Source organism: Flagellimonas alginilytica, from assembly GCF_042134605.1.
Lineage (GTDB): Bacteria > Bacteroidota > Bacteroidia > Flavobacteriales > Flavobacteriaceae > Flagellimonas > Flagellimonas alginolytica.
The window spans coordinates 1,048,442-1,075,280 of the sequence record NZ_CP169638.1; the positions used below are offsets into that span (position 1 = coordinate 1,048,442).

Consider the following 26,839-nt stretch of genomic DNA (forward strand, 5'->3'; position numbering starts at 1 on the left):
AAAATAGGCATTCCTAGGAAAATTTTAGTTTTGCCACCTAAACACAAACTACAATTAAGCTGAACCAATGGCAGACATAAAAGTCATTATTCCTGCAATCAACGAAGGAGATTCCATTGGTCTAGTGGTTTCGGAAATCCCCGATCATGTCTCGGAAATAATCGTTGTGGACAATGGTTCCGGAGACGATACCGTGGCAAATGCAAAAAAAGCGGGGGCAACCGTGGTCATGGAAAACCGCAAGGGCTATGGCTTTGCCTGTTTAAAAGGGCTAAAATATATCTCCGAACAATCCAAAACACCCGACATTATCGTATTTATCGACGGAGACTATTCGGATTATCCAGAAGAATTGGATAAGATAGTGGCCCCTATTTTGGAAAATGATATTGATTTTGTGGTAGGAGCAAGAAAAAAGTCGCTCCGTGAAACAGGTTCCATGACTCCTCAACAGGTGTTTGGAAACAATCTGGCCACATTTTTAATGCGTTTGTTTTTTAAATCAAAATTTACGGATTTAGGACCATTTAGGGCAATTAAATACGAAAAGCTCAAAGAATTGAACATGCAGGACACAACTTATGGGTGGACTGTGGAAATGCAATTGAAAATTCTGAGAAAAAAAATGTCATATATCGAAGTACCAGTGCGTTACAAACGAAGAATTGGCATCTCAAAAGTTTCAGGTACCATAAAAGGTACTATATTTGCGGGCATAAAAATATTGGGTTGGATCTTTAAATACAGTTTAAAATAATGGGACTTGCTATTGCTTACATCATAATTGCTATTTATAGTATCGCCTTGATTTTGATTTTTTTCTACAGCCTTGCCCAATTGAATCTTCTGATAAACTACCTTGGCTACAAAAGACGAAACGAGGAAGCTCCCAAGTTTAATCTGTTAGATCCAAAAGAAATACCATTCGTTACCATTCAACTCCCCATCTACAATGAGAAATACGTAATGGAGCGTTTACTGGACAATATTGCCAAAATAGAATATCCCAAAAGCAAGTTGGAAATCCAAGTACTGGACGACTCCACCGACGATTCCGTGATAGAAACCGCTCGCAGGGTTCAAGAACTCCAAGAAACCGGACTGGATATTCAGCATATCCGCAGGGAAAACAGAAAAGGTTTTAAAGCCGGCGCCCTTAAAGAAGGCCTGGAAATCGCCAAGGGCGATTTTATAGCCATTTTCGATGCGGATTTTCTACCCGAAACGGACTGGTTAAAAAAGACCGTACCTTATTTTAAAGATCAAGAAATCGGTGTGGTTCAGACCCGTTGGGGACACATCAACAGGGATTATTCTACCCTAACCCGTATCCAGGCCTTTGCCTTGGATGCCCATTTTACCCTGGAACAAGTTGGCAGAAACTCCAAAGGACATTTTATCAATTTTAATGGTACCGCTGGTATTTGGAGAAAACAATGTATTCTCGATGCAGGTAACTGGGAAGGCGACACCCTTACCGAAGACTTGGATTTGAGCTACCGTGCCCAATTAAAAAACTGGAAATTCAAATATTTGGAAGACGTAGAAACCCCTGCAGAACTTCCTGTAGTGATCAGTGCCGCCCGTTCCCAACAATTTCGTTGGAACAAAGGAGGTGCAGAAAACTTTAGAAAAACGGTTTGGAGCGTTGTTACCTCCAAAAATATACCGTTTAAAACCAAGTTTCATGGTGTAATGCACTTATTGAACAGCTCAATGTTCCTTTGCGTTTTCATTGTGGCTTTATTGAGCATTCCCATGCTCTACATAAAAAACACATACGGCCATTTGGGATGGGTGTTCGAGGTTACCAGCTTTTTTATCCTCAGCACTATAATCCTGTTTGTTTGCTATTGGTTTACCTATAAAAGTATACAAGGGAGCGGTTTCGACAATTTTGTGGATTATATAAAACTCTTTTTCACCTTCTTCTCGGTGGCGTTGGGCTTTTCTTTGCACAATACCGTGGCCGTTTTGGAAGGGCATTTGGGCAAGCGAAGTGAATTTGTAAGAACCCCTAAGTTCAATATCAATAACCTTTCCGATAGCTGGAAAGGCAATAAATATTTGACCAACAAGCTATCGCCGAACATGATCTTGGAATTCGCTTTAATGATCTATTTCCTATTTGGAATGTACAGTGCCATTCCTTTGAACGATTATGGATTGTTCCCATTCCACCTAATGTTGTTTTTAGGTTTTGGATTTGTTTTCTTTAAATCCATAACGTCCAAGGCATAAACCAAAACCATGCAATCTTACTGGCGACTGCATAGATATCCCATTCTTTTTGCCGTCGCGTGCACATTGTTTTATTGGAGCTTTGCATATAATCTCGTCAGAACCGATTTTACAAAGCTCTTAATGCTTTTTGGGGCACTCTTCTATCTTACCTCCAAAATACTCCAATTCGAAAAGTGGAACTATAAGTTTCTATTGGGCATAGGAATCTTGTTTCGATTGGTTTTTCTATTCGCCGAACCTAATCTATCGCAAGATTTTTATCGTTTTATTTGGGACGGTGAACTCATTAAAAGTGGTATCAACCCCTATTTGTACACCCCTGACCAAATTATGGAACAGGGCGAGATTGCGTTTGCCGGTATGAACAAACTTTATGCCGGCATGACGGACCTCAACGCTCGACATTACAGTAATTATCCACCGATCAACCAAATCCTTTTTGCACTATCAGCTGTATTGGGAGGCGGAAGTGTAGTGGGATCCATGATCGTTTTACGGTTGATTATAATCCTTGCGGATTTAGGAATGCTATTTTTTGGAAGAAAACTTCTTCAAAACCTCAATAGGGCCAACCACTTGGCATTTTGGTACTTTTTAAATCCATTGGTGATAATTGAGCTCACAGGAAATCTCCATTTTGAAGGGGTCATGCTCTTCTTTTTTATTTGGGCCATTTACCTCTTATCAAAAAACAAATGGCTGTGGGCCAGTCCTATTTATGCCATTTCCATAATGGTAAAATTGGTCCCCTTGATCTTCCTGCCCATATTGGTAAAATACCTAGGGCTCAAAAAGAGTGCTATTTTTTACATTCTGGTCATAGCTGGCTGTATTATGCTCCTTCTTCCCTTCTACTCATTTGTATTTGTTGATAATTATACAGAGACCGTCGGACTTTGGTTTTCCAATTTCGAGTTCAACGCCAGTGTTTACAATGTGGTTAAAAAGATAGCAGTAACCTATTTTGAGGCCAAACCATGGGAACTCATCGACACGTATGGTTCTTATCTAAAAATAGGTGTGTTAATAATAGTCCTGCTTCTTGCCTTTCTTCGAAAAAACCAAAGTTTAGACCATGTCCTCAGCACAATGGTCATTGCCTTGGCCCTATATTATTTCCTATCCAGCACCGTTCATCCTTGGTACGTGATATTCCTTTTGGGGTTTGCAATTTTTACGGATTACAAGTTCCCACTGGTATGGTCCTGCACCATAATTTTAAGTTATTACGCCTATTCACATCCCGATTTTAAAGAGAACCTATGGTTATTGGCCATTGAATACATCGTGGTAATCGGCTATTTTATTTATGAATTAATAGGAAGCAGGCCAAAAAAGTTATATTTCCTCAAAAAGTAATCACAACTTTAGTACAATTCGAATTAATTTGTACATTAGCCTCAGAATGAAAGGACAACAGTACATACTATCTACTTTGAGCATCACAGCTCCCATCAGTCCATTTACCCCCCGCCGTCGTCGCCCGTAAGGGTGCAACATATCTATTGGAAATAGGTGAGTCCATTTCCGCAAAACTCCAAATACATTTTTTTCACTTTTTTACAGATTAATCGCTTGCAATGGAAATTATTGTTGCTAACGAATCACATTATAAATACGCGCAGATCATTAGTGATACCATAACCGATTCCGCAAAGGTCAGAGGTACAGGTATTGCCATGCGAACTCCAGAATACATAATAAAACGTCTCCAAAACGGTAATGCAATTATTGCGTTGGATGGAGATAAGTTCGCTGGATTCTGTTATATCGAAGTCTGGGGGAACAAGGACTTTGTGGCCAACTCTGGTTTAATAGTCCATCCAGATTACAGAAACCAAGGTCTGGCCAAAAAAATTAAAAAAGCCGTTTTCGACCTTTCCCGAAAAAAGTTTCCCGACGCCAAAATTTTTGGCATAACCACTGGACTGGCCGTAATGAAAATGAACTACGAACTTGGTTATAAACCAGTTACATTTTCGGAACTAACGGACGACCCGGAATTCTGGAAAGGCTGTCAAACCTGCAAGAATTTTGATATCCTTACCCGAACTGATAGAAAAATGTGCCTTTGCACCGGGATGCTTCACGACCCAAAAGCAAAAAACCAACAACCGGAAAAAGTGAACAAAAAAGCATTTCAGAGATTGAAAAGCATTAAAGAATCACTTTTTCTCAAAAAGAAAAATAAATAGAAATAGAAATCTGTTCGAACATGATCGAATGCATTTCCATTCGATCGTACTCGACTGGAAAACAACACATAAAGAATCAAAATGGAAAAATTAGTTATAGCTTATAGCGGCGGGTTGGACACCTCATACTGTGCCAAATACCTTTCCAAAGAAGAGGGCTTCGAAGTACATGCAGTAAGCGTAAACACTGGAGGATTCAGCAAAGCTGAAATCGAGGACATTGAAGAAAAAGCACTTGCTTTGGGTGCCACATCTTACACTTCCATCGATGCCATAGGCACGTTTTATAACAAAGTGGTCAAATATCTAATCTTCGGAAATGTTCTCCGAAACAACACCTATCCCCTATCCGTAAGTGCGGAACGAATCGTTCAGGCTATCGAGATTGTGAACCACGCCAAAAAAATCGGTGCTAAATATATCGCACACGGAAGCACAGGGGCCGGTAACGACCAAGTAAGGTTTGATATGATTTTTCAAATCTTGGCCCCGGAAATCAATATTATTACCCCGATAAGGGACAAAAAACTCGCCAGAGAGGAAGAAATCGAATATCTGCAACAGAACGGGATAGATTATTCTTGGGAAAAGGCCAAGTATTCGGTGAACAAAGGACTATGGGGAACATCTGTAGGAGGTGATGAAACCCTGACCTCACATCTATCCCTGCCCGAAAGCGCCTACCCAAGCCCCTTGGAGAAAGAACTGCCAAAAGAACTAAAACTTACTTTTAAAAATGGTGAGTTAGTGGCTTTGGATGGTGAGCCGGACACACCCGTGGCCAATATCGAGAAGCTATCCGCAATAGCATCAAAATATGCCATTGGCAGGGATATTCACGTTGGCGATACCATAATCGGTATCAAAGGGAGGGTCGGTTTCGAAGCGGCAGCACCCTTGATCATTATAAAAGCCCACCATTTGCTGGAAAAACACACCCTGAGCAAATGGCAGCAATACCAAAAAGAGCAAATGGGCAATTTTTACGGAATGTTGCTGCACGAGGGCAATTATCTTGACGAGGTGATGCGAAACATCGAGGCATTTTTGACCGACACTCAAAAACATGTTTCCGGTGATGTTTTTGTGACCTTGCACCCCTACCGGTTCGAGTTGAACGGAATCACATCCAAACACGATTTAATGAATGCTTCCTTTGGAAGTTATGGTGAAATGAACAAAGGATGGACCGCCGACGAGGCCAAAGGATTCATTAAGATCCTATCTAACTCTGGAAAAATCGCCAACCACGTAAACCAAGAATCATGATAAAAGCTGGAATTATAGGTGGCTCAGGATATACGGGAGGTGAGTTAATAAGGCTCTTGCTCAATCATCCACGGACCGAAATCGATTTTGTGTACAGCACTACCCGAGCAGGAAAACCAATAACCTCCGCCCATCAAGATTTGTTAGGACAAACAGAATTGTATTTTTCTGGAAAAATAAATTCAAATATAGATGTAGTCTTCCTCTGTTTGGGGCATGGAAATTCCACCACATTTTTGAACGAAAACAAATTTTCCTCTGCTACAAAAATTATTGACCTCAGCAACGATTTCCGGTTACAGGCCGATTCGAACTTTAATGGTCAAAGATTTGTTTATGGTCTTCCCGAATTGAACAAGTCTGCCATAAAAGCTGCGGAGGCCATCGCCAATCCAGGTTGTTTTGCAACAGCTATCCAATTGGCATTGTTACCATTGGCAAAAGCAGGTTTGCTCGGTACAGATGTACATATCAACGCAGTTACAGGAAGCACCGGAGCTGGAGTTGGACTATCCCCAACATCACATTTTAGCTGGAGGAACAATAACGTATCCTGGTACAAACCGTTTACGCACCAACATTTGGGAGAAATTGGGGAAAGCCTCAATTCTTACGGGAAATCTGTAGGTAAATTAATGTTCTTGCCCAATCGGGGCAATTTTACGCGAGGAATCCTGGCCACTGCATACACCAACTATAACGGCAGTTTGGAAGAAGCAAAAAACCTTTACCACGATTTTTATAAAGACGCTGTTTTCACCCATCTTTCGGATGGGGAACTACACCTGAAACAAGTAGTAAACACCAATCAGTGCCATATTCATTTGCACCGGCACGATGGGCTTTTATTGGTTACGTCTGCTATCGATAATTTATTGAAAGGAGCATCCGGACAAGCGGTACAGAACATGAACTTGATGTTCGGATTTCCAGAATCCGAAGGTCTATTGTTAAAAGCAGGAGTATTTTAAAACAAGAAGGCTGAGCGTAGTCGAAGGGATTATGTAAAACTAGATTTCCGTCTACACGGAAATAATAAAGAAAGAAAATTATGAAAATAGCTATTATAGGGGCGGGCAACTTAGGGCTGGCCATCGCAAAGGGGATTTTGCACAGCAATGGCGCCACGACCATGTACCTGACCAAAAGGAACACCGATTCCATTCAGGAGTTCGAAAAATACGGCAATGTAACGGTCACAGCCAACAACAAGGAAGCCGTAAAAAATTCCGACATCTTGGTTTTTGCGGTACAACCCGGGCAATTCACATCCATTTTAGAGGAAACCAAAGATCTTCTATCCGAAAAACATGTGGTGATCAGTACCATTACAGGATTCAGTATTTCCAAAATTGAAGAGATCATCGGTTCGGATAAATTCATCATCCGTAGTATGCCGAATACAGCAATTTCGGTAGGCAAATCCATGACGTGTATCTGCAGCAACGAATTGGGCAAAAAAAGGGTTGATCTGGCAAGGGCCATTTTTAACCGAATGGGACATACCCTGGAAATTCCAGAAGGGCAAATGCAGGCGGCAACTGTTATATGCGCAAGTGGGGTTGCCTTTTGGATGCGATTGATCCGTGCCACCACCCAAGGTGCCATACAATTGGGATTTGATGTAAAAGAAGCCCAGGAATTGGCCATGCATACCTGTAATGGGGCGGCCAACCTTTTAATAGAGTCGGGCAGTCATCCGGAAGAAGAGATAGATAAAGTAACCACACCCAAAGGATGTACCATCGAAGGTCTGAACGAAATGGAGCATCAAGGATTAAGTTCTTCCTTGATCAGGGGAATTGTTACATCTTTTGAGAAAATCAGTGAAATAAGAAAAGGATAAAAATGAAATTATTTGACGTATATCCGTTATACGATGTTACTCCAACCAAGGCCAAAGGCATTGAAGTCTGGGACGATAAAGGGGAAAAATATCTGGATTTTTATGGAGGTCATGCCGTAATTTCCATTGGACACACACATCCACACTATGTAAAACGGATAAAAGAGCAATTGGACAACATTGCGTTTTACAGCAATTCTGTTCAAAATCCATTACAAAAGGAGCTTGCAGAAAAGTTGGGCCGTTTATCCGGTTGCGAGGACTATGATCTTTTTATGTGCAACTCTGGGGCAGAAGCCAACGAAAACGCGCTAAAAATGGCCTCATTTCACACTGGAAAATCCAAAGTAATCGCCTTTACCAACAGTTTTCACGGAAGAACCTCTGCAGCAGTGGCCGCTACGGACAATCCAAATATCAACGCCCCGATCAATAAACAACAAGAGGTGACTTTTTTGGCACTGAACGATTTTGATGCTTTTGAAAAAACAATTCAATCCAATGAATATTGCGCAGTAATCATTGAAGCAATTCAGGGTGTGGGGGGACTCGATGAACCTACCACGGAATTCTTCCAATTCATTGCAAAAAAGTGCAAGGAACACCAGGTTGTCCTGATTGCGGACGAGGTACAATCGGGCTACGGCCGAAGTGGAAAGTTCTTTGCCTTTCAACACCATTTGGACACTGAGCGGAGTCGAAGTGTGCAACCCGACATTATTTCCATAGCCAAGGGAATGGGGAACGGTTTTCCCGTGGGCGGCATATTGATTCACAACTCATTTAAACCTTCTTACGGGCTTTTGGGCACCACCTTTGGTGGAAACCACCTGGCCTGTACCGCAAGTTTGGCCGTTCTGGAAGTGTTGGAAAAAGAAAACTTGATTACAAACGCAGCCGAACTAGGGGCGTATTTTCGGGAAAAGGCATCGGAAATAACAGAAATCAAAAATATAAAAGGGAGAGGACTTATGATCGGACTGGAGTTTAATTTTGAAGTTGCTCCGCTGCGAAAAAGAATGATCGTGGAACAGCACATGTTCACTGGAAGTGCCAAAAACAAGAAGCTGTTACGATTTTTACCCGCATTGAACATCACAAAAAAAGATATAGACCTGTTCTTTGATGGGCTAAAAAAAGTAGTATAATGAAGCATTATTTAACCGTTAGCGATATAGAATCACTACCCGATTGGGTAGATGAAGCTATCGCCCTAAAAAAAGACCCCTATCAGTTTGAGGGTCTAGGCAAACGAAAAACCATTTGCCTGCTATTTTTCAACAATAGCCTTAGAACCCGTTTAAGTACACAAAAAGCGGCCATGCAATTAGGTTTGGATGTAATGATCATGAACTTTGGCAACGAAGGCTGGGCGTTGGAATATGGTGACGGCACCATTATGGATCAAGGAACATCGGAGCATATTAAAGAGGCCGCCCAAGTGGTATCCGAATATGCCGATATTGTGGCCATTAGGGCATTCGCCGGATTGGTGGACAAAGAAAAGGACGAATCCGAAGAAGTAATCACCGGTTTTGCCAATTATGCCACAATTCCTGTAGTTAATATGGAAAGTTCGGTGGGGCACCCACTTCAAGCTTTGGCGGACGCCATCACCTTAAAGGAAAATGAAATCAAGAAAAGACCCAAAGTAGTGCTTTCTTGGGCGCCACACCCCAAAGCCTTGCCGCATGCGGTTGCGAACTCTTTTGTAGAAATGATGCGGATGCAGGACGCCGATTTTGTGATCACCCATCCGAAGGGATATGAATTAAATCCAAGGTTGACCCAAGGTTGCCAAATTGAATACGACCAAAACAAGGCATTGGAAGGAGCCGATTTTGTATATGTGAAAAACTGGAGCAGCTACTCCGATTATGGAAAAGTACTGAGCAAGGACACCGATTGGACCATTACAGAAAAGAAATTGGGGCATGCCAAATTTATGCACTGCCTGCCAGTAAGGAGAAATATGATCGTGGAAGATGCCGTATTGGACGGGAAACAATCTTTGGTGGTCCAGCAAGCTAAAAATAGAGTGTTTTCCGCTCAAATTGTATTAAAAAAATTACTGGAAAATATATGAAAAGGAGTATAATTGCCTTTACAACCAAACCTTAAAATGTGAACAACATCTGACACATTATAAATAACACAAAACAGATGAAACAAAAATTATCCATTGTAAAAATAGGAGGCAATCTTATTGAAGATGTCGAAGGGTGCAAACGTGTACTAGATCTGTTCTCCAAATTAGATGGAAACAAAATTTTGGTCCATGGCGGAGGCAAAAAAGCGACCGAATTGGCCAATCAATTGGGAGTAGAATCCAAAATGGTGAACGGTAGACGAATTACGAACGCGGAAGCTCTCGAAATTGCCCTAATGGTGTACGGAGGATTGTTCAGCAAAAAAATCGTGGCAAAATTACAGGCCTTGGGTACCGATGCCATTGGAATGAGCGGAGCCGATGCCGATGCCATTAGAGCTCACAAAAGACCTAAAAAAAATGTTGATTTTGGTTTTGTGGGCGATGTGGACCTTGTGAACACATATGGCATTTTTAAATTGCTTCAAGCTGGTTTTACACCTATTTTTTGTGCCCTTACGCACGACGGTAAAGGGCAAATGCTGAATACCAATGCGGACACCATAGCTGCCGAATTGGCCATAGCCATGTCCGAGCAATTCGAGACCACATTATATTACTGTTTTGAAAAAAAGGGAGTACTGCAAGATATAGAAGACAACAACTCCGTAATCCATCATATCAATTCCAAAGATTACGATGAACTTCTGGCCTATGGCATTATTGCCGATGGAATGCTTCCCAAAATGCATAATTGCTTTTACGCACTTCGAAATCAAGTAGGTAAGGTTTGCATCGGAAACACCGAAATGCTCGAATCCAACAATACCGACTATACCACTTTGACCCTATGAGACCAACACAAACTTTATTGACCGAAAAAGCCATTGAACTCCTCAAAAAACTGATCGGGACCCCTTCGTTTTCCGGAGAAGAGGATAAAACCGGTGATGCCATTGCAGAATTTCTGCAAGGTTTTGGGGTAAAAACCCAAAGACAGCACAACAATATATACGCCTTCAATAAATATTTTGATGAAAGCAAGCCCACTTTGTTGCTCAACTCCCACCACGATACCGTTAAACCCAACAGTGCATACACCAAAGACCCCTTTAATGCCCATATTGAAGATGGCAAATTGTACGGACTGGGCAGTAACGATGCAGGTGGGTGTCTAGTCTCCCTTTTGGCCACATTCGTCCATTTTTATGAAGATGAGAATCTGAGCCATAATATTATTATGGCTGCAACCGGAGAGGAAGAGGATGCCGGTGAAAAGAGTATTCGCTCACTCCTTCCCATTCTCCCCAAAATCGATGTTGCCATTGTGGGCGAACCCACTTTGATGGACTTGGCCATTGCCGAAAAAGGACTAGTGGTATTCGATGCGGTTGTCGAAGGCACTCCTTCGCATGCCGCGCACCCCAACGACAATAATGCAATTTACAATACCATAGAAGTATTGCAATGGCTAAAAAACTACTCGTTCGACAAGGTTTCCGATGCCCTTGGAAAGGTCAAGCTCACAGTGACCCAAGTAAGTGCCGGAAACCAGCACAATGTAGTGCCCGGCCATGTGGATTTGGTGATAGATGTGCGCGTGAACGATCGTTACACCAATCAAGAAATTGCCGATATATTACAAAAGGAAGCTCCTTGTAAAATGATTCCTAGATCGCTTCGATTAAACTCTTCTCGTATTGACCCTGAACATGATTTGGTAAAAAGTGGCCTGGCTCTTGGAAGAAAAACCTATGGTTCACCTACGTTGTCCGATCAGGCCGCTTTAACGTGCCAATCGGTAAAGCTGGGTCCGGGCGACAGTACAAGATCGCACTCTGCCGACGAATTTATATTTGTGGACGAAATAAAAGAAGGTATAAATATTTACATCAAAACACTAACAGGATTTTTGCAATAAACAATGACAAACCAGTAATTAAAATGAGCCATTGTTTATTGATAATTGACAACTGATAATTGAATAGTATGAAACTCTGGGACAAAGGATTTAGTACCGATAAAAAAATAGACCATTTTACTGTAGGAGATGATCGTGAACTAGATCTGGTATTGGCAAAGTATGATGTTATCGCTTCAAAAGCACATGCTAAAATGCTGGGAAAGGTAGGTCTTATATCTCAAAACGAGGCCAAAGACCTTGTAACAGCATTGAACTCCATCGCAAAGGATATTGAAAAAGGAAAGTTCACAATCGAGAAGGATTTTGAGGATATGCACTCAAAAATAGAGTTTGTACTTACCGAAAAATTGGGCGACACCGGCAAAAAAATCCATTCGGCACGTTCCAGAAACGATCAGGTTTTAGTGGCTATGCAATTATATCTTAAAGATGAGCTTACCGAGATTAAAAATCAGGTAAAGTCACTTTTTGATCTATTGCTAAAACTCGCCGACAAACATAAAAATGTATTGCTGCCCGGATATACCCATTTACAAATTGCGATGCCCTCCTCGTTCGGGCTTTGGTTTTCTGCCTATGCCGAGAGTTTAATAGATGATTTATACTTTGTGCAAGCAGCCCACAAGGCAGCGGACCAAAATCCATTGGGAAGTGCCGCTGGTTACGGTAGCTCGTTCCCGATTGACAGAAGCTTCACCACGACCGAAATGGGCTTCGACACTTTAAAATACAATGTGGTAGCTGCACAAATGGGTCGTGGCAAAGTGGAAAAAGCCGCTGCATTCGGAATTTCGAGTGTTGCTGCCACCCTTTCCAAAATGGCGATGGATATTTGCCTGTACATGAGCCAGAATTTCGATTTTATCTCATTTCCGAACGAGCTCACTACGGGAAGTAGCATTATGCCCCACAAGAAAAACCCAGATGTTTTTGAATTGATCAGGGCCAAATGCAATAAAATTCAAGCTGTGCCCAACCAGTTGATATTGATCACGAACAATCTGCCCAGTGGTTATCATAGGGACCTTCAATTGGTAAAAGAAGTAGTTGTCCCGGCATTACAGGACATGCATGCCTGTTTGGAAATGATGACCTTTAGTCTTAAAGAAATCAAGGTCAACCCATCTATTTTGGACGACCCCAAATACGATTATCTTTTTAGTGTGGATACTTTGAACGAACTGGTTAAAAGTGGAATGCCTTTCCGTGATGCCTATAAAACTATGGGCACAGCCATAGAAAACGGTAATTTTAAGCCTAAGCGAGACATTGAACACACTCATGAGGGAAGTTTGGGCAATTTGTGTTTAGTGGAGATACAAGAAAAAATGGAGAAGCTTTTTTAACACAAAAGCTCTAATTTTCGACATATATGTAAATCCGTCATTTGGAACAGGGTAAAGATCAATTTCTACTAGAAATCCAATCGGAAAACCACTAACTTCATATTTGTCGATATAATTCATTAAAACGAATCATATCTTTATTGCTGTGCTTAAACAAGAAGAACTAAATTAAACCAATGAACAAACTACTAATTGGATTGGCAACTTTAATCTTAGTTGGTTGCAATACCAAAATCAAAAATGAGAAAGAAAACAGTAAAAACAAACAAAACTCTGAAACCGAAATAAACGGAAAAATTAGAGTCCTTAATTTTGGAACTGCTCATTTAAGCCAAACATCAGACGCAAATTCTTCTCAAATTGACTTGAATGACCCAAATGAAAAAGCTGATCTAAAAAAACTCGTTGAAAAAATCGTTGAATTTAAACCGACCATTATTTGTCTTGAGCTAGAACCTAAGAATAATGACTATATAGCTTCGACCTATTTAGAATATGTTAAAGACCAGACTAAAAGACTAAATTATTCGGACGAATTAAATTCGATCGGACTTGAAGTGGCGCGGTTGAGTGGTACAAATCGAATTTACGGGATAGACAGCCAAACAGGTTTTAATTACCCAAGTTTAGTGGAGATTGCTAATAAAAAAGTCGCCGACAGTCTTTACATTTCACAAGTCATGAATAACTATAAGAGAGTTAATGCTTTAAAATTTAAAGAACAATTTAGGACGATTAACACGAGAGAATATAAAATGGAAACATTTGACCTATACAATTTTCTGGCGACACAACATACCACAGGAAATCAGGAAGGAGTTGATGAAATCACTAAATTCTACCAACGGAATCTAAAAATGTTCAGCAATTTTAATGATATAGAAATGACCGAAAATGACAGAGTCTTTATCCTTTTAGGAGCAACACACACTGCCTATTTTGACATTTTTCTGGAAAATAGCCCAAAATTTCAATTAGAAAATCCTAATGAATATACTGATTATTAAAAAGTACCATGCTCTACAACATATGATTCAATTGCTTGGAACAAGCCTATTTGCAAACCCTGGCAGATTTTAAATTCGGTACGCACCTGTTAAGGTAAATACTAAACCACACAACCAACCTTACACGAAGCCGATAAGTGCAACACCTAAATGGCTCCCTTCCGCTTCATCCTAAATCCATCAATTCAAACAGCCCATTTATCAATTAGCTATTATTTGATAATTTAATTTTACTACTTTTCTCTCGTTAACTGAAGGGCTTTCCATTTAACTATTAAATAGATTCCGATGGCGGGCTATCAAAAATTTATTATGAGAAAAATAGTCTATTATGTTGCCTCATCCATAGATGGGTACATTGCGGGTGAGAATGATGATATCAGCAAGTTTATGATGCATGGAGAAGGAGTTGAGAAATACAAATCCGATCTAGCTAATTTCAAAACGGTCATTATGGGGCGTAAAACCTACGAATTTGGTTACCAATATGGTCTTGAACCCGGTCAGCCCGCTTACCCGAATATGAAACACCATATCTTTTCCAACACCTTAACTATTGAAAATACATCCGATATGGTAACCGTAGAAAAACCGAGTGTTGAACGTGTAAACGAAATTCGACAAAATGCAAAATCCGACATTTATCTTTGTGGTGGCGGACAATTTTCTGGCTGGTTATTGGACAATGGATTAATTGATGAACTAAAAATTAAACTAAATCCTATTGTTCTAGGAGGAGGCACTAAAATTTTTGGCACCTCCAAGTCAAGTGTCAATTGGGATCTTACGGAAAAGCAATCGTTTCCGGATGGGCTACAGATATTGACCTTCACTAAAAAAGATTGAAAAACTTCCTCCTTTCTTTAGTATAGCGCTTTAACATTTCTCCCAAGGCAAAAATGATTCATTGGCAGTAATCAGAGCAAATGATTACTTTTATGGCACTAAACGAACAATGATCAACCGAACCAACCTCACCCCCGTGCCCATGGCATTGACCATGCTTTTTTGTGTGTTCTCCCAAGCCCAAAAGAAGAATGCAGATTTTAAAATACATCTGTTCAAAACGGATGAAATTTTTATTATTGATGGTATCGGCAACGAAGCCACATGGCAAAAAGCTGAACCGGCAAAGGATTTTTTCATGGTATTGCCCATGGACGATCGCAAAGCCACACAACCATCGGAAATACGGATGGCCTACGACGACAAGCAGCTTTATCTCTTGGCCACCTTTCATAAAACTCCCGGAAACTCTTATGTCGTGGAATCGCTACGTAGAGATTTCTCCTTTAACGGCAACGATAACTTTTTGTGGTTTATGGACCCCTTTAACAACCAGACCACTGGGTTCAGTTTTGGTACCAATGCCTATGGCGCACAATGGGATGGCACCATGTCCAACGGTGGGAGCATAGACTTGAATTGGGACAGTAAATGGGTTTCGGAAGTCCAGAGTTACGAAGATAAATGGGTTGTGGAAATGGCCATCCCGTTTAAATCCATCCGGTATGAAAAAGGTGTAAAGGAATGGGGCGTAAATTTTTCGAGATTGGACCTGAGCACCAATGAAAAATCCAGTTGGGTGCCCATTCCCCGCCAGTTCCCGACATCATCATTGGCATACAGCGGAACCATGGTATGGGACAATCCCCCGCCTAAACAAGGCCTAAATTATTCATTGATTCCCTATGTTTTGGGAACAGTAGGCAATTCCAGTATAGATGGCATTTCCTATGAAAATGAATTTAAAGTGGGTGGCGATGTAAAATTGGGAATCACCTCATCTTTAAATTTAGATTTGACCATAAACCCCGACTTTTCACAGGTCGAAGCAGATAGACAAGTGGCCAATTTGACCCGTTTTGAACTCTTTTTCCCGGAAAGGCGTCAATTTTTCCTTGAAAATGCAGACCTGTTTGCCAATTTCGGTTATAGCGAAATACGCCCTTTCTTTTCTCGTAGAATTGGTTTGGGCGTACCCATAATTGCCGGAGCAAGGGTTAGCGGTAATCTAAACCGAAACCTAAGGTTGGGACTTATGGACATGCAAACCGACAATGTGGACGAAACAGGGCTTCCCGGTCAAAACTTTGCCGTGCTTTCATTACAGCAAAAGGTGTTCTCGCGCTCGAATATTGGGTTGATGTTCGTAAACAAGGAATCTTTGGACTATACCAATTTGGCCGATAGTCTAAAAACTAGATACACCAAGTTCAACCGTAATCTGGGATTGGAGTATAATTTGGCCTCGGCCGATAATAAGTACAATGGAAAGATATTCATGTTAAAATCCTTTGGCCCCGATTCTTCCTACGATGGTTTTGCACAGGGAGCTCATTTGGAATATAGTAGCCGTAATTGGAACTGGCGAGTGCAACAGGAATATATTTCCGAAAACTTTACTTCCGAAGTGGGTTTTGTTCCACGAAACAATTACATAAAAACAGAAGGTTCTTTGGGGTATCAATTCTTGCCGGCCAGTGAAACGGTGGTAAGCCATGGCCCAAAATTCACCGGTTTTTATTATTTTGATCCTAACATGACGTCCACCGACTATGTTTCCATTGTTGGGTATGGGGTGGATTTTATGGATCGTAGTTCTTTTAGTTTTGATGTGTTTAACGAATATGTTAGGCTTTTGGCCCCTTTTGACCCAACAAATACGGGCAAAGAACAACTGGCCGCTGGCACGCGACACCATTGGAACGGAGTTTACATCACGTACAATTCCAAACCCAAAAGTTTATTTACCTATAATTTGACCACAAGGCTGGGTCGTTATTTTTCCAGTGGGTATAGAACCAATTTCAATGCCGACGTAGGGTATCGTTTTCAGCCTTATGTGAGCTTGCGCGCCAACCTGAGCTACAACAACCTAGATTTACCAGACCCTTGGCACACTACGGATTTTTGGCTCGTTGGCACCGAGACGGACATTACTTTTACCAACAAATTGTTTTGGAACACGCTTTTCCAATACAACGAACAGAGCAATAACTTTGGCATCAACTCCCGTTTACAATGGCGATATGCCCCAGCCTCCGACCTCTTTTTGGTATTTAACAACAACGAACAGTTATCACCGCTCGAAGGAAATCTATGGTCGTTGACACTTAAGTTTACATATTGGTTCAATAGATAATACTGCAGCCCGGACCGAGCTTGTGGTTTTTTCAGTTCATAAAATCTATCAATCGGATGGGTGACGGGCCAGTAATAGCATTATTACCAAAAGAAAATATTCCAATACCGAACTCCATTGGGCAACAACGGTATTTTTGATTGCTTTTTTTTAAGTATTCCTCCCCGTTTTCATCATCCGTCAACTCATAACGGGCATTGGTCAATTCTAACTAATCTTTTAAAATTATTTTTATGAATTTTATCTTTTAAGCACTTTGTAATTTGACAAATACAAAATCGAATCAAAATTTAGAGTATGCAAGTTTTGGAATGAGGTTAGGAGCTTTACTCATTGACATAGTCCTTGTCATCTTTATATTAATGTTCATTTTCCCTAAAGTGATTAGGCAAGTCAGCAAAATAGATTTTGATATTGATAAGGATTTAAGCGGAGCTTTAATGATAAGCATAATTCTCTTTTTTATTATTGGAATTCCTCTTATCGGAATATTATATAGATCTTTTTTTGAATGTTCCAAGTTACAAGGAACACCCGGTAAAATTATTTTGGGAATTAAAGTTGTTGATTTTAATTATAATCGAATATCATTTAAAAAATCCTTTCTTCGAAATATTATAAAAAATGTTTCTGGACTAATGCTATATATAGGGTATTTAGTCGCATTAGGAGATAAAAAATGTCTTACATGGCATGATAGTATAGCAAAAACATACGTGATTCGAGAACTTAAAAGTAATATCATTATTAAGAAATAGATTGATAAAGCACCATCTTAATAAGTATATAAAGACAATCTATCATTATCAAAAAAGGTTACTTATTCCATTTAAACTTAACTCCTTTTTTTAAGTATTCCTCCCCGTTTTCATCATCCGTCAACTCATAACGGGCATTGGTCAATTGACAAGAGAAAAATCAGAGTACTTTCCCCACTTTTATCTTTTTATAACCAAATGGAAGGATAAAATATATGATGGGATTGACCAAATTCTCTTTAAAAGAAAAGCATAGGGAGTACCGAAAATGGAGAAAGGAAAAATTATTTAAAGGGAATGTAGTCCATTGTACTATCTGCAATTCCAACTATCGGGAATTTGGAATCTTTGGCAATACAAAAAGAAAAAATGCACAATGCCACAATTGTGGTTCATTGGAAAGGCACAGGTTGGTCTGGAAATACATTCAAGATAACGAACTGATCAACCATCCAATGCGATTGCTCCACTTTGCCCCAGAAAAAGTATTCTACAATCTATTTTCAGATGTTCTGGAGATTGAATATTTCCCATGCGACCTATTTCCACACGTTTATAACTACAAAGGAAAAACCAAAATTATGGAAGTCGATATCACCAAAATTCCTTTTGATGACAGTTCTTTTGACTTTATTCTATGCAACCATGTATTGGAGCATATTCCCAACGATCAACTTGCCATGTCGGAGCTGTTCAGAGTTATGAGGCCTGGCGGTTTTGGCATATTCCAGGTACCTATTGATTACAACAGGGAAACAACCTACGAAGATTTTTCCATAACCACGGAAAAAGGGCGGTTGAAGGCGTTTGGTAGGCGAGACCATGTAAGATGGTACGGTAAGGACTATAAGGACAGGTTGGCAAACGTAGGCTTTGAGGTAAAGGAGGATGACTTTGTAAATACATTCTCAAAGGAAGAGCAATTTAAATACGGATTTGATACCTCAGAGAAAATTTATCATTGTAGAAAACCCGACAATCGTAAGTAGTTGCAAACTCTGATTAGTTGATTGTTAAACTTGCAAAACGCTTCTCAAATGGCACATCAGTTAAATAAAACCTACAGTTTGCGCCTATGTTAGAGCCATTAACAAAATTCACTTGTCCTTTTATGAGAGAGTGGCCACAATAAAGTAAATTCGGCCAATAATTATCATTGTAGCCTATTATTAATGAAGAACATACTTACTTATTCACTTGTTATTTTAATTACTGCAACCTCCTGTACAGAAAAAAACAAGGAACAAACCACTAGCAAGAACAAAATTCAACAATCGGTAAATCCGAATGGCGATAGCGAACTGGCAATTTTAATGAGAGAAATGTTCGATGAAGCGGAATCGATCAAACAGCAAATAGCCAATGGAAGACCTGTAAAATTAAACATAGACCATGAGAAAATGCTAACTGCCCATGCGACCGAACCTGAAAAAACAGCTTCAGGTCAGTATAAAGTGTTTGCCGACCTGTATTTACAAAGCATCAAAAATTTGGAATCTGCAAAAGCAAAACAAATGGACAGTCTTTACAATACAATGGTAGTAAGTTGCCTAAATTGTCATAAAGCATTGTGTCCTGGACCATTGGTCAGGATCAAAAAGTTGCAACGGCTGTAGCACAAACAATAGCTAACCTCTATTTATATAGTCTTACCTCCTCAATAATCCCTTAAAAGTATTACCTAATATTCTTCAAGTTGATTACCTCTTATTCGGTCAAGTACCGCCAATGGCCACGGGGCAAATCCTTTTTGGTCAATCCAGCGAAAATTACACGGTCCAACTTAGTCGCATTTTAACACGGAATTGATATCTACGTCAATTCAAATAGTGGTTTGATCAATTGAGGGGTTGTCTTGCCCCACATTTTTTGGAAATTGGTTTTTGATTAATTGACCACAAAACTATGATCGACAAAAAATCCGGCACCCTAACCATTGGGCAGGACATCCAATTTGGACCACAAGTAGCTTTCAAAATCTTAAAAGACCTAAAGCTTGGAGAAAGTGCAGAAATTATCGGTTCCATCGATGCAATCGAACAAAAACTAAAGTTTAATAATGTAAAGGTTGAAAACAATTATTACATTTTCCGTTTAAGTTTTGAACTTAATCGACTCTTTATGCTAGAAATTTTTATAAGTCCCGGTCCATTTATGTTTAAAAAAAGTTGGACCCACTGGAGTTATGAAGATGAATTAAAGCATTTGGAATACTGTACTGCATGGCTACAACACGAAGTTGGAGCCACCAGAAATTTTACTTGGGGACATATTTGGTGTGGATACGACAGTCTTGGAGGTTATAGCAGTATTAAAATCAGGTATGTATAGAGAACCAATTATCTATTACTACTTTATATTCTTCAAATTGATCACCTCTTGTTCGGTCAAGTACCGCCAATGGCCACGGGGCAAATCCTTTTTGGTCAATCCAGCGAAAATTACACGGTCCAGTTTGGTTACTGTATAGCCCAAATGTTCAAAAATTCGGCGAACGATCCGGTTACGCCCGCTATGGATCTCCACTCCTATTTCCCGCTTTGGTGCACCTTGTATATAACTAATGCTATCCACGGTAATAGGTCCGTCTTCCAATTCCAACCCTTCGCCAATTTTATGGAAATCTGCCAAGGATAGATTGTTATCCAAATGCACATGGTAAATTTTACGCACATTGTGCTTAGGGTGGGTGAGTTTTTTGGTAAGATCACCATCGTTGGTAAATAGCAACAATCCAGTTGTGTTTCTATCCAATCGACCTACGGGCAACAAACGATTGTTCGACGCACTGGAAACCAGCTCCATAACCGTTCGGCGCCCCTTTTCATCACTCGTTGTGGTAATAAAGTTCTTGGGTTTGTTCAACAGAACATACTCTTTCTTTTCCAAATTGAGACGTTTACCATCAAAACGTACATCATCCGAACGTTTTACCTTGAATCCCATTTCGGTTACCGGTTTCCCGTTCACCGTCACATTGCCCGCAGCTATATAGGTGTCGGCTTCCCTTCGGGAACAAATACCGGCATTGGCTATATAGCGGTTCAGCCGTATTTCGTCCGGGTTGGATTTTTTCTTGGCAGTCTCCTGTTTTGGCCTTGGTGCATTACCCTTGCCAAATGGTTTTTTAGGGTTCCCTCCCTTGTAGTTTTTAGAAGGTCTTCTTCCTCTATTGTCTGATTTAGCCATCAGTCGTATTTTTTTGCAAATGTACTCTTTTTACACTCCAAAAAATCTAAAGCACAAAGAATTACAATATTCGGTTCAGCACCACGTCCACATCGATCAGAAGAATACTAAAAACTCCTGCCACGATAATAAACTTTATAATGTTGTGCAGCCATACATAGTGTTTTTTGGCATCTGCCCTCCACAATAATACCAAGAACAGCACCAAGAGCACAATACATGCCGCAAAGTAGAGGTACATATATCCAACATCGAAGGTTTTAATAAGTAAGAGCGCAGGAATCAAGGTGAGCACAATGAAAAGGGAAATCATCGTTTTGGACGTTTTGGGACCATACAAAATAGGTATGGTCCTATAATTCTGCGCCATATCGCCGGCCATATTTTCCAAATCCTTGATCATTTCACGCGCCAAGATCAACAGGAACAAAAAAATGGCGTGCACAAAAATTACCGCCTGGAAATTTTGATAATACACAAAAACCACAAAAAATGGCGCAATTGCCAATGTGGACGATACCAAATTACCTATAAACGGAATGCGTTTAAGCTTGTGCGAGTAGATCCAAATACCAAAAATATAGGAAGAGAAAAACAGCACTGCTCTGAACGAAATATAGCTTGCTGCAAAAACGGTCAAAAAATTAAGTATGAAATAGGTGGTGAGCTTAAAACGTTGGCTTACCAAACGATCCAACATACTCTTCGTGGGCTTGTTGATCAAATCCTTCTCGGCATCGTAGAAATTATTGATGATATACCCACTGGCTATGGTGAGTGCAGAGGCCGTAACGATCATAAATAGATTTGCGTCCAAAACCACTTCACCAAGAGGAATATCGGGTGCCAAAATATAAATGGAAGCCAAATACTGTGCTAGGGTGATCACAAGAATATTGTACCCTCTAACCACAGAGAACAGACTCAACAGCTTAAAAAGCAAGAGTTTGTTTTTTCTATTGAGCATGTATTGGCATTTAGAAGTTGTAAACCACTTCCAAAGTATGTCCCTTTAAAGCTTTTTTTGCCTTATCGAGGTCTTGGGTAAAGCCCAATATATAACCTCCTCCTCCCGATCCGCACAGTTTTAGGTAATAATCGTTGGTCTCGATTCCTTTTTGCCAAAGCTGATGGAACTTGGAAGGAATCATCGGCTTAAAGTTGTCAAAAACAACATTGGATAGCTGCTTTAGATTACCAAATAAGGATTTTATGTTGCCATTCAGGAAATCCTCCACACAAGCATCGGTATGTTTAATAAACTGATCCTTGATCATATTGCGGAATCCTTCCTGCTTCATATTTTCCATGAATATCTGCACCATCGGGGCGGTTTCGCCAGTAATGCCGCTATCCAACAAAAAAACAGCTCCTTTGCCCTCGGTATTTTGGGAGGGTATACTGGTAGATTCGATATTATCCTTGGAATTGATTAAAATAGGCAGACTTAAATAACTGTTCAATGGATCCAATCCGGAAGATTTACCATGGAAAAAAGATTCCATTTTTCCGAAAATCGTTTTCAACTGTAGTAACTTTTCGCGCGTCAGGTTTTCCAAAACCGTAATCTTGTCCGTAGCGTAACGGTCGTAAATGGCAGCCACCAAAGCGCCACTGCTCCCAATTCCATAACCTTGCGGAATCGAACTATCAAAATACATACCCTCGGCCACATCCCTTTCCAAAGCTTCGATATCAAAAGAGACCAAGCCTTCTTCCTTAATTTCCAGCGCTTTTAGGTACGCTGCGTAAGCTTTTAGACTTTTGTTGGATTCTTGGGCCATTTCCGAATTGTTCTTGTCCCACTTTAATGCTCCCTTAAAGAAATTATAAGGTATGGACAATCCTTTGGAGTCTTTGATAATACCGTACTCTCCAAACAACAATATCTTGGAATAAAACAATGGACCTTTCATATTACAGTACTAAGATACAAACAATTTTGTTTAATTTTTGATAAAATTTGATGAACAAATAAATTCTATCGATAAAAATAGCATTCCCAATTGGTAAAAAACTTTGGCAAATAACGTAAAAAAACAGCTTAGCTGTTCATTTTTAGCTGTTTATTTTGATGGCCCCCGACCCCACCACATCGTTAATGTACTGTCCGTTCTCGCAATGGTCCGCCAAGTTATCTTTGATAAACTTTTGTACCTTTTCCTTTTCTGATGACGGGTAGAGCAAATGAACATTGGCCCCTGCATCAAGCGTAAAACATAGCGGTATTTTGGTATCAAGCCTGAACTCCCAAACTTTGTTGATGATTTCCAAAGTGTCCGGTTTCATTAAAATAAAGTAGGGCATACTGGTCATCATCATGGCATGCAGGGTCAAAGCCTCACTTTCCACTAGCTTGATGAATCCTTCCAAATCCCCACTTGCCAGAATTGGTTTTAACGTATCCAAATTGGCAAAGGCCTGTTCAAAACGATTCGTGGCATACGGGTGACCGTGCATCAATTGATGGCCGACGGTGCTGCTCACCTGTTTTTGTCCTTTGTGGACCAATAAAATTGTATCACAAAAACCATTAAAAACCGGATGAATTTCGAACGGATACTCGATTCCGTACAAATTGGAACTGTTGGGAATGTTCTTGTGGGCGCCCCATTGCACCATACTGCCTTTTATGCTCCGGCATGCGCTGCCCGATCCCAATCGGGCCAAATAAGATGCCTTGGCATGGAACAGCTCATCCGACATAGCGGGGTTCAGTGTTTTCTCCATATCCATTAAACACATGGACAAAGCGGCCATTCCACTTGCCGAAGATGCAATTCCGCTGCTATGGGGAAAGGAATTGGTGGTATCAATGGTAAAGTGGTACTTATCCAAAAACGGAACATACTCCCGAATACGCTCAAAAAAAGTATGGATTTTGGGTTTAAAATCTTCTTTTGCCTTGCCCTCGAACAATAGATCAAAGGATATGCCCCCATTGTTCTTCTTTCCATACGATACCGATGTTGTGGTAGCACAGGTATCCAAAGTAAAACTTATGGACGGATTGGCGGGAATCTGTACTGGTTTTTTGCCCCAATATTTTACCAAGGCAATATTGCTGGGTGCTTTCCAGGTCACCTTGCCATTTTCGGGCAATTCCAAATACGTACCGGGCAAAAATTGTTTTTCCGTCATTGGCAATGGATATTTCAACAAATATAAGGAGCGCCAAATTTACAGTAATTAGGATACAAATAAATTCTTAATTTAGTCGAAGTTGAGCCAGCCATGAAAAAAAGAATTATTTACATCGCCATTAGTGTTTTGGTCTGCCTTGTCATAGGTTTTTTGTCCAGCATTGCCACCCAAAGTTCCGTGAACGACTGGTACCTTACACTGAACAAGCCCTCTTTTACGCCGCCCAACGAGCTTTTTGCCCCGGTCTGGACCGCTTTATATGTTATGATGGGCACTGCAGCTGGAATAGTATGGTCCAAAGGCTATCATCACATTTGGGTAAAAACGGCCTTGTACCACTTTGTTTTTCAGTTGTTGTTAAACGCACTTTGGAGCATTGTTTTCTTTGGACTTAAAAATCCTCTTGGCGGACTAATTGTAATTTTGGCCCTGTTGACCATGATCCTACTTACCATTAAATGGTTCAAGGTGATAAGCAAACCTGCCGCAATTTTAATGGTACCCTACGTAATCTGGGTCGCTTTTGCCTCTGCCCTCAATTACAAAATCTGGGAACTCAACGCTTAGGAATCTATCATTTCCAATAGTTTCAGCATCGTTTTTCGGTTTCGGGTCGTAGCCTCCACTTTTAGTTTGTTCTCGATGTAGTTATTGTTGAGTTTTGCCCTGCCATATCCATTTTTACAGAGTAAATACACACATTTATCGGTAACAAAATAATCTTCATGCTTAAATTGATGTTGATTAAATTGTTCTACCAAATCATGTTCAGGCGAAGTTCTTAGCCAAACATAATAGAGTCTGTTCTCTCCATCGGCATCCATAAATGGACTTTTGTTCAAAACATGCTCTATTTCTTCCTTATTGAACAGTAATACCGGCACCTCAAAACCAAAATTTTGATAAATAGCATCAAAAATATATCGCTGTAAATCGTTTTGTTCTATGTTGCCACCCTCAAAAACAATATTCCCACTTTGAATATATGTTTTCACCTTTTGAAGACCGATTTCCTCTAAAACTCGCCTCAATTCGGCCATTTTAATCTTTTTTTGGCCGCTTACGTTTATACCCCGAAGTAAGCCTATGTATGTATTCCCCATAGTGATTGATTCTGCACACGAATTAATTTTAGTAAATTCAAGCGCATTAAATTAACAAAATGAACCAATACATCCTTGCTTTGGATCAAGGGACCACAAGCTCACGTGCCGTAGTGTTCGATAAAAAAGGCACAATTGTGTCCATGGCCCAAAAAGAATTCACTCAAATATTTCCCAGACCAGGATGGGTGGAACACGACCCCAGTGAAATCTGGTCCACTCAAGCAGGAGTAGCTGCCGAGGCCGTGAGCAAAAAAGGACTTAAATCCACCCAATTGGCCGCCATAGGAATCACCAACCAACGGGAAACCGTGGTCGTATGGGACAAAAACACCGGCGAGCCCGTGTACAATGCCATTGTTTGGCAAGATAAAAGGACTGCCGATTATTGCGATGAACTAAAAAAAGAGGGTAAATCCGATATCATCCGAAAAAAAACCGGATTGGTAATCGATTCCTATTTTTCCGGAACCAAGGTGAAATGGATCTTGGACAATGTAGACGGCGCACGACAAAAAGCGGACAATGGCAATTTGATCATGGGTACCATTGACACTTGGCTTATTTGGAAAATGTCGGACGGAGCCCTGCACATTACCGATGTGACCAATGCCTCCCGTACCATGCTTTTTAATATAAATACCATGGACTGGGACAATGAATTACTGGAACTGATGGGCATTCCCAAAAGTATGCTGCCCAACATAAAACAATCCAGCGAGGTTTATGGAAATACCAGTCCCAATATTTTTGCCACCAAAATACCGATAGCCGGCATTGCTGGTGACCAACAAGCCGCATTGTTCGGTCAAATGTGTACAAAACAGGGCATGGTAAAAAATACTTACGGCACAGGTTGCTTTATGTTGATGAACATTGGTGACAAACCCATTGTATCCGAGAACAATCTACTTACCACGGTAGCCTGGAAAATTAATGGTGAAACCACTTATGCCCTAGAGGGCAGTGTTTTTATAGCCGGTGCGGTGGTACAATGGTTACGCGACAGCCTAAATATCATTAAATCCTCCGAAGAGGTAGAAAAACTAGCCAGCTCGGTCAACAGTACCGAAGGAGTTGTATTTGTTCCAGCCTTTGCAGGTTTGGGCGCTCCCCACTGGAACCAGAAAGCCCAAGGAACCCTATTCGGTATTACCCGGGGCACCACCGATGCCCATATTGCCCGGGCAGCCTTAAAGTCCATTGCGTACCAGACCATGGATATTCTTAAGGCCATGGAAGCAGATTCGGGAATTTCCATTAAAGAGTTACGTGTTGATGGCGGTGCAACCGTCAACGATATGCTGATGCAATTTCAGGCCGATGTTCTGAATACCATCACCGTTCGACCAAAAATTGTTGAAACCACAGTAATGGGAGCGGCATATTTGGCAGGTCTTGCCGTTGGTTATTGGGAAAACCACCAAGAGATCCAGGAAATCTGGCAAACCGATGTACACTTTGAACCGACCAACGAACGGGAAACCATAGAACAGGGCATAAAAGAATGGTACCGAGCGATAAAGGCACTTGAATTTTGGACGGAACTTCCATAACCATAAACACTAATATTACATTGA

The 26,839-nt window shown here is 40.6% G+C and carries 26 protein-coding genes and 1 pseudogene; 21 read left to right on the forward strand and 6 right to left on the reverse strand.

Features of this window, described 5'->3' with window-relative positions:
• Positions 1–67 precede the first annotated feature (67 nt).
• The 18 genes from ABTP35_RS04640 (at position 68) to ABTP35_RS04725 (ending at position 19,439) form a co-directional block, all read left to right on the forward strand.
• The gene (locus ABTP35_RS04640) at positions 68–757 is read left to right on the forward strand and encodes a glycosyltransferase family 2 protein (RefSeq protein ID WP_293298935.1); all 690 of its coding nucleotides are present in this window, start codon (positions 68–70) and stop codon (positions 755–757) included.
• Positions 757–2,241 carry a cellulose synthase family protein gene (locus ABTP35_RS04645; protein WP_293298933.1) on the forward strand — a complete coding sequence of 495 codons (1,485 nt, stop codon included), beginning with the start codon at positions 757–759 and terminating at the stop codon, positions 2,239–2,241. Before ABTP35_RS04640 ends, ABTP35_RS04645 begins: the two co-directional genes overlap by 1 nt.
• A 9-nt stretch (positions 2,242–2,250) precedes the next feature.
• Positions 2,251–3,603: a mannosyltransferase gene (locus ABTP35_RS04650; protein ID WP_293298930.1), complete on the forward strand. Its 1,353-nt coding sequence runs from the start codon at positions 2,251–2,253 to the stop codon at positions 3,601–3,603.
• 221 nt (positions 3,604–3,824) lie between these two features.
• Complete coding sequence (locus ABTP35_RS04655; RefSeq protein WP_224836324.1) at positions 3,825–4,439, forward strand: GNAT family N-acetyltransferase; 615 nt, start codon at positions 3,825–3,827, stop codon at positions 4,437–4,439.
• An 81-nt stretch (positions 4,440–4,520) separates the two neighbouring features.
• Positions 4,521–5,708 (forward strand): argininosuccinate synthase domain-containing protein, encoded by a 1,188-nt coding sequence (locus ABTP35_RS04660; protein ID WP_293298927.1) that lies wholly within the window; start codon positions 4,521–4,523, stop codon positions 5,706–5,708.
• Positions 5,705–6,679: an N-acetyl-gamma-glutamyl-phosphate reductase gene (argC, locus tag ABTP35_RS04665; protein WP_293298924.1), complete on the forward strand. Its 975-nt coding sequence runs from the start codon at positions 5,705–5,707 to the stop codon at positions 6,677–6,679. The genes ABTP35_RS04660 and argC overlap by 4 nt, the downstream gene beginning before the upstream one ends.
• A gap of 80 nt (positions 6,680–6,759) precedes the next feature.
• Entirely contained in the window at positions 6,760–7,554 is a 795-nt protein-coding gene (gene proC, locus ABTP35_RS04670) for a pyrroline-5-carboxylate reductase (RefSeq protein WP_375334468.1), read from the forward strand.
• 2 nt (positions 7,555–7,556) lie between these two features.
• The gene (locus tag ABTP35_RS04675; RefSeq protein WP_293298921.1) at positions 7,557–8,702 is read left to right on the forward strand and encodes an aminotransferase class III-fold pyridoxal phosphate-dependent enzyme; all 1,146 of its coding nucleotides are present in this window, start codon (positions 7,557–7,559) and stop codon (positions 8,700–8,702) included.
• Positions 8,702–9,640, forward strand: coding sequence for an acetylornithine carbamoyltransferase (locus tag ABTP35_RS04680; protein WP_224836319.1), 939 nt, complete (start codon positions 8,702–8,704; stop codon positions 9,638–9,640). Before ABTP35_RS04675 ends, ABTP35_RS04680 begins: the two co-directional genes overlap by 1 nt.
• Positions 9,641–9,717: 77 nt before the next feature.
• The gene (gene argB / locus ABTP35_RS04685) at positions 9,718–10,497 is read left to right on the forward strand and encodes an acetylglutamate kinase (protein WP_293298918.1); all 780 of its coding nucleotides are present in this window, start codon (positions 9,718–9,720) and stop codon (positions 10,495–10,497) included.
• The gene (locus ABTP35_RS04690) at positions 10,494–11,564 is read left to right on the forward strand and encodes a M20 family metallo-hydrolase (RefSeq protein ID WP_293298915.1); all 1,071 of its coding nucleotides are present in this window, start codon (positions 10,494–10,496) and stop codon (positions 11,562–11,564) included. The genes argB and ABTP35_RS04690 overlap by 4 nt, the downstream gene beginning before the upstream one ends.
• Before the next feature lie 68 nt (positions 11,565–11,632).
• A complete protein-coding gene (argH, locus tag ABTP35_RS04695) occupies positions 11,633–12,913 on the forward strand; it encodes an argininosuccinate lyase (RefSeq protein ID WP_293298912.1) in 1,281 nt (426 codons plus the stop codon).
• Positions 12,914–13,089: 176 nt separating this feature from the next.
• Positions 13,090–13,920: a DUF5694 domain-containing protein gene (locus tag ABTP35_RS04700; RefSeq protein ID WP_293298909.1), complete on the forward strand. Its 831-nt coding sequence runs from the start codon at positions 13,090–13,092 to the stop codon at positions 13,918–13,920.
• A gap of 312 nt (positions 13,921–14,232) precedes the next feature.
• A complete protein-coding gene (locus ABTP35_RS04705; protein WP_293298904.1) occupies positions 14,233–14,766 on the forward strand; it encodes a dihydrofolate reductase family protein in 534 nt (177 codons plus the stop codon).
• A gap of 61 nt (positions 14,767–14,827) precedes the next feature.
• The gene (locus ABTP35_RS04710) at positions 14,828–17,065 is read left to right on the forward strand and encodes a DUF5916 domain-containing protein (RefSeq protein WP_293298901.1); all 2,238 of its coding nucleotides are present in this window, start codon (positions 14,828–14,830) and stop codon (positions 17,063–17,065) included.
• A 263-nt stretch (positions 17,066–17,328) separates the two neighbouring features.
• On the forward strand, positions 17,329–17,823 hold the full coding sequence (locus ABTP35_RS04715; RefSeq protein WP_293298898.1) for an RDD family protein: 495 nt from the start codon (positions 17,329–17,331) through the stop codon (positions 17,821–17,823).
• Between the two features lie 215 nt (positions 17,824–18,038).
• Positions 18,039–18,812 carry a class I SAM-dependent methyltransferase gene (locus ABTP35_RS04720; protein ID WP_293298896.1) on the forward strand — a complete coding sequence of 258 codons (774 nt, stop codon included), beginning with the start codon at positions 18,039–18,041 and terminating at the stop codon, positions 18,810–18,812.
• Between the two features lie 183 nt (positions 18,813–18,995).
• The gene (locus ABTP35_RS04725) at positions 18,996–19,439 is read left to right on the forward strand and encodes a hypothetical protein (RefSeq protein WP_293298893.1); all 444 of its coding nucleotides are present in this window, start codon (positions 18,996–18,998) and stop codon (positions 19,437–19,439) included.
• Between the two features lie 91 nt (positions 19,440–19,530).
• Here ABTP35_RS04725 and ABTP35_RS04730 read toward each other — a convergent pair.
• A pseudogene (locus ABTP35_RS04730) lies at positions 19,531–19,608 on the reverse strand (rRNA pseudouridine synthase); the annotation flags it as partial.
• Positions 19,609–19,728: 120 nt separating this feature from the next.
• On the opposite strand from ABTP35_RS04730, the gene ABTP35_RS04735 reads away from it, so the two are divergent.
• Positions 19,729–20,154: a hypothetical protein gene (locus tag ABTP35_RS04735; protein WP_293298890.1), complete on the forward strand. Its 426-nt coding sequence runs from the start codon at positions 19,729–19,731 to the stop codon at positions 20,152–20,154.
• Positions 20,155–20,172: 18 nt separating this feature from the next.
• Here ABTP35_RS04735 and ABTP35_RS04740 read toward each other — a convergent pair whose 3' ends face one another.
• The 4 genes from ABTP35_RS04740 to ABTP35_RS04755 form a co-directional block, all read right to left on the reverse strand.
• Positions 20,173–21,012 carry a pseudouridine synthase gene (locus tag ABTP35_RS04740; RefSeq protein WP_293298887.1) on the reverse strand — a complete coding sequence of 280 codons (840 nt, stop codon included), beginning with the start codon at positions 21,010–21,012 and terminating at the stop codon, positions 20,173–20,175.
• A 61-nt stretch (positions 21,013–21,073) separates the two neighbouring features.
• Positions 21,074–21,979, reverse strand: a complete 906-nt coding sequence (locus ABTP35_RS04745; RefSeq protein ID WP_293298884.1) for a geranylgeranylglycerol-phosphate geranylgeranyltransferase — start codon at positions 21,977–21,979, stop codon at positions 21,074–21,076.
• 10 nt (positions 21,980–21,989) lie between these two features.
• On the reverse strand, positions 21,990–22,928 hold the full coding sequence (locus tag ABTP35_RS04750) for a mevalonate kinase (protein ID WP_224836306.1): 939 nt from the start codon (positions 22,926–22,928) through the stop codon (positions 21,990–21,992).
• A 142-nt stretch (positions 22,929–23,070) separates the two neighbouring features.
• Positions 23,071–24,153, reverse strand: coding sequence for a diphosphomevalonate/mevalonate 3,5-bisphosphate decarboxylase family protein (locus ABTP35_RS04755; RefSeq protein ID WP_224836305.1), 1,083 nt, complete (start codon positions 24,151–24,153; stop codon positions 23,071–23,073).
• 93 nt (positions 24,154–24,246) lie between these two features.
• Between ABTP35_RS04755 and ABTP35_RS04760 the strand changes: the two genes are divergently transcribed.
• A complete protein-coding gene (locus ABTP35_RS04760) occupies positions 24,247–24,723 on the forward strand; it encodes a TspO/MBR family protein (RefSeq protein WP_224836304.1) in 477 nt (158 codons plus the stop codon).
• Here ABTP35_RS04760 and ABTP35_RS04765 read toward each other — a convergent pair.
• Positions 24,720–25,259 carry a DUF1697 domain-containing protein gene (locus tag ABTP35_RS04765; RefSeq protein WP_286037773.1) on the reverse strand — a complete coding sequence of 180 codons (540 nt, stop codon included), beginning with the start codon at positions 25,257–25,259 and terminating at the stop codon, positions 24,720–24,722. The two genes, ABTP35_RS04760 and ABTP35_RS04765, sit on opposite strands and share 4 nt — an antisense overlap.
• Positions 25,260–25,318: 59 nt before the next feature.
• On the opposite strand from ABTP35_RS04765, the gene glpK reads away from it, so the two are divergent.
• Entirely contained in the window at positions 25,319–26,815 is a 1,497-nt protein-coding gene (gene glpK, locus ABTP35_RS04770; RefSeq protein WP_293298879.1) for a glycerol kinase GlpK, read from the forward strand.
• Positions 26,816–26,839 lie beyond the last annotated feature (24 nt).

Excerpts from the sequence above, each read along its gene's own strand:
- ABTP35_RS04640 (WP_293298935.1), top strand. The coding sequence starts at position 68 with ATGGCAGACATAAAAGTCATTATTCCTGCAATCAACGAAGGAGATTCC.
- ABTP35_RS04765 (WP_286037773.1), bottom strand. The coding sequence starts at position 25,259 with ATGGGGAATACATACATAGGCTTACTTCGGGGTATAAACGTAAGCGGC.
- ABTP35_RS04700 (WP_293298909.1), top strand. The coding sequence starts at position 13,090 with ATGAACAAACTACTAATTGGATTGGCAACTTTAATCTTAGTTGGTTGC.
- ABTP35_RS04650 (WP_293298930.1), top strand. The coding sequence starts at position 2,251 with ATGCAATCTTACTGGCGACTGCATAGATATCCCATTCTTTTTGCCGTC.
- ABTP35_RS04745 (WP_293298884.1), bottom strand. The coding sequence starts at position 21,979 with ATGCTCAATAGAAAAAACAAACTCTTGCTTTTTAAGCTGTTGAGTCTG.
- ABTP35_RS04725 (WP_293298893.1), top strand. The coding sequence starts at position 18,996 with ATGAAGAACATACTTACTTATTCACTTGTTATTTTAATTACTGCAACC.
- ABTP35_RS04660 (WP_293298927.1), top strand. The coding sequence starts at position 4,521 with ATGGAAAAATTAGTTATAGCTTATAGCGGCGGGTTGGACACCTCATAC.
- argB (WP_293298918.1), top strand. The coding sequence starts at position 9,718 with ATGAAACAAAAATTATCCATTGTAAAAATAGGAGGCAATCTTATTGAA.
- glpK (WP_293298879.1), top strand. The coding sequence starts at position 25,319 with ATGAACCAATACATCCTTGCTTTGGATCAAGGGACCACAAGCTCACGT.
- argC (WP_293298924.1), top strand. The coding sequence starts at position 5,705 with ATGATAAAAGCTGGAATTATAGGTGGCTCAGGATATACGGGAGGTGAG.
- ABTP35_RS04720 (WP_293298896.1), top strand. The coding sequence starts at position 18,039 with ATGATGGGATTGACCAAATTCTCTTTAAAAGAAAAGCATAGGGAGTAC.
- ABTP35_RS04760 (WP_224836304.1), top strand. The coding sequence starts at position 24,247 with ATGAAAAAAAGAATTATTTACATCGCCATTAGTGTTTTGGTCTGCCTT.
- proC (WP_375334468.1), top strand. The coding sequence starts at position 6,760 with ATGAAAATAGCTATTATAGGGGCGGGCAACTTAGGGCTGGCCATCGCA.
- ABTP35_RS04690 (WP_293298915.1), top strand. The coding sequence starts at position 10,494 with ATGAGACCAACACAAACTTTATTGACCGAAAAAGCCATTGAACTCCTC.
- ABTP35_RS04645 (WP_293298933.1), top strand. The coding sequence starts at position 757 with ATGGGACTTGCTATTGCTTACATCATAATTGCTATTTATAGTATCGCC.
- ABTP35_RS04675 (WP_293298921.1), top strand. The coding sequence starts at position 7,557 with ATGAAATTATTTGACGTATATCCGTTATACGATGTTACTCCAACCAAG.
- ABTP35_RS04755 (WP_224836305.1), bottom strand. The coding sequence starts at position 24,153 with ATGACGGAAAAACAATTTTTGCCCGGTACGTATTTGGAATTGCCCGAA.
- ABTP35_RS04735 (WP_293298890.1), top strand. The coding sequence starts at position 19,729 with ATGATCGACAAAAAATCCGGCACCCTAACCATTGGGCAGGACATCCAA.
- ABTP35_RS04740 (WP_293298887.1), bottom strand. The coding sequence starts at position 21,012 with ATGGCTAAATCAGACAATAGAGGAAGAAGACCTTCTAAAAACTACAAG.
- ABTP35_RS04750 (WP_224836306.1), bottom strand. The coding sequence starts at position 22,928 with ATGAAAGGTCCATTGTTTTATTCCAAGATATTGTTGTTTGGAGAGTAC.
- ABTP35_RS04655 (WP_224836324.1), top strand. The coding sequence starts at position 3,825 with ATGGAAATTATTGTTGCTAACGAATCACATTATAAATACGCGCAGATC.
- argH (WP_293298912.1), top strand. The coding sequence starts at position 11,633 with ATGAAACTCTGGGACAAAGGATTTAGTACCGATAAAAAAATAGACCAT.
- ABTP35_RS04680 (WP_224836319.1), top strand. The coding sequence starts at position 8,702 with ATGAAGCATTATTTAACCGTTAGCGATATAGAATCACTACCCGATTGG.
- ABTP35_RS04705 (WP_293298904.1), top strand. The coding sequence starts at position 14,233 with ATGAGAAAAATAGTCTATTATGTTGCCTCATCCATAGATGGGTACATT.